Source organism: Rhizobium leucaenae USDA 9039 (assembly GCF_000426285.1).
In the GTDB taxonomy this organism is placed as follows: Bacteria; Pseudomonadota; Alphaproteobacteria; order Rhizobiales; family Rhizobiaceae; genus Rhizobium; species Rhizobium leucaenae.
The window spans coordinates 1-1,963 of record NZ_AUFB01000087.1; the positions used below are offsets into that span (position 1 = coordinate 1).

Here is a 1,963-nt window from a genome sequence, read left to right on the forward strand (position 1 = left end):
ACCTGGATTGTCCCGTTGAACCCGTCGAGGATTTCAGCGGCATATTCGCCTTTACGCCCGGGCCGGTAATGGAACACCACGCCCGGCGGCGCGGAGCCATTCCAGCCGCGGTCGTCACGCAACACGGCCCAGAGATAACCGGTCTTCGTCTTGCCTCGCCCCGGATCAAGAACCGGAGCCGTTGTCTCGTCGACATAGAGCCGCGTGCTTTCAAACAGCAGCCGTTCGGCCATGTGGTCGACCACCGGTGCGATTTCGCTGCCCGTGCGCCCAAGCCAGTCGGCCAGGACCGTGCGGTCTATCGGCACCCCGTGTCGCGCCATGACCTCGGCCTGCCGGTTGAGCGGCATATGTTCGGAATGCTTGGCGACGGCAATCTCAGCCAGAAGGGCTTCGGTCGGCCAGCTCCCTTCCAAGAGATGCGCCGGCGCTCTGGCCTGGACGACGCCCGTTCGACCCTTGGGGCAGGCGTATTTCGGGCGGATCGTGACGATCACCTCGTAGCGCGCCGGAATCCGGTCGAGCCGTTCCGTCCGATCCTCGCCGATCCGGACCATGTTGCCGCAGCCGCAGGGACAAACGATGCTCTCGGGCTCGATCACTCTCTCGACCCGCGGCAGGTGTTCGGGCAGTGCACGGGCCTTACGCTCTTTGCGGGGAGCGGCCTTGTCCGGATCGGATGCGCTGGCTTCGATCTTTTTCTCGACGGCGGCGATCCGCGCCTGTGTTTCGGCAATCGCCGTTTCAAGGTCTTCCAGCGCCAGTTCCATCTGCGCCGGATCGAGCTTTTCCGATTTTGGCCCAAACTTCGTGCGCCGATAGTCGTGAACCTGCCCCTCAAGCTTCTCGATCAGTTCCTTCAACTCGGCGATGAAGGCGTCCTTTTCGGCCACCACAGCCTGCTCATGCTGACGTGCGGCACGCTCGACCGACAGCTCAAACTGCACGTCCGCAAAAGCTTTCAAAACCTCGGGAGGAAGGTCCGGGAACTGGCTAAGATCGATCGGCGGCGACATGCAGCTTCATAGCAAATCGAAGCAGAAAAACCCAATAAAACAATACAAAAACAGGACGGCTGAGTCATCCTGCCGCAGTCGGCGCTGTTACCCGTTGCGCCATGACCCGTCGCCAATCAAGCCCTTCGAATAAGGCTTCGTATTGAGCCCTGGAAAGACGCATCGTCCCATCCTGAACCTTGGGCCAGGCAAAGTTTCCATGTTCAAGAATTTTGTAGGTTAGCACCATTCCGGTGCCATCCCACACCAGGATTTTCAGGCGATCGCCGCGCTTCGACCGGAAGATCACCGTCACCCCGGAATGCGGATCGAGCTTCAACTCGGTCTCAACCATCAGAGCCAGCGCCTGGTGCCCACAGCGGAAGTCCACCGGCCGCGTTGCAATCAGGATCGGCAGGCGTTGGCCCGCGACGATCATGCCGTACCTCGCATGGCCCGCACCAAAGCCGCCACACGTTCAACCGGCACATCGCCGGGAACCAGCATCACAACGTCCGGGCCGATCTCCAACGTCAGGACCGACGAAGCCGCCTCCGGCAGCGGCGGCGCCAAAACATTCACAGCCTCGCTCGGCTCTGCCGCAATCGCCAAAGGCACAAATGTAGGCTCGGCATCGCCGCTCTCCGACAGGCCCGACATAGACTCAAAAGGCAGGGCCAGAATGCCCTCGCGCACTTGCCGGCGCCACAAGGAAAGCTGGTGCGGAACAACGTCATGACGGCGCGCGACATCAACAACACGAACACCAGGCTCAAGGCTTTCCGCCACGATCCGCGCCTTCACATCATCCGGCCAGCGCCGGTTTCCCCGGCGCGGCTCGACAACTTCGTAGCGACCAACAAATCCATCATCTGCCATGCAAATCTCCAGATAGTCCTGGAAACCTTCTCGCATACGCAGCAAGCCTCAAAATACACCCAATCCAATGGGCCGGAGACGGCGCTTAC

Annotated in this window: 3 protein-coding genes; all 3 read right to left on the reverse strand. The window is 61.1% G+C overall.

Annotated features, from left to right (window positions below; translation table 11 throughout):
- On the reverse strand, positions 1-1,016 hold a 1,016-nt coding region (gene tnpC, locus K290_RS0133285), incomplete at its 3' end, for an IS66 family transposase (protein ID WP_028755403.1).
- Positions 1,017-1,080: 64 nt separating this feature from the next.
- Positions 1,081-1,434, reverse strand: a complete 354-nt coding sequence (tnpB, locus tag K290_RS0133290; protein ID WP_028755404.1) for an IS66 family insertion sequence element accessory protein TnpB — start codon at positions 1,432-1,434, stop codon at positions 1,081-1,083.
- Positions 1,431-1,874 carry an IS66-like element accessory protein TnpA gene (gene tnpA / locus K290_RS0133295; RefSeq protein ID WP_028755405.1) on the reverse strand — a complete coding sequence of 148 codons (444 nt, stop codon included), beginning with the start codon at positions 1,872-1,874 and terminating at the stop codon, positions 1,431-1,433. Before tnpA ends, tnpB begins: the two co-directional genes overlap by 4 nt.
- Positions 1,875-1,963: the final 89 nt, after the last annotated feature.

Excerpts from the sequence above, each read along its gene's own strand:
- tnpA (WP_028755405.1), bottom strand. The coding sequence starts at position 1,874 with ATGGCAGATGATGGATTTGTTGGTCGCTACGAAGTTGTCGAGCCGCGC.
- tnpB (WP_028755404.1), bottom strand. The coding sequence starts at position 1,434 with ATGATCGTCGCGGGCCAACGCCTGCCGATCCTGATTGCAACGCGGCCG.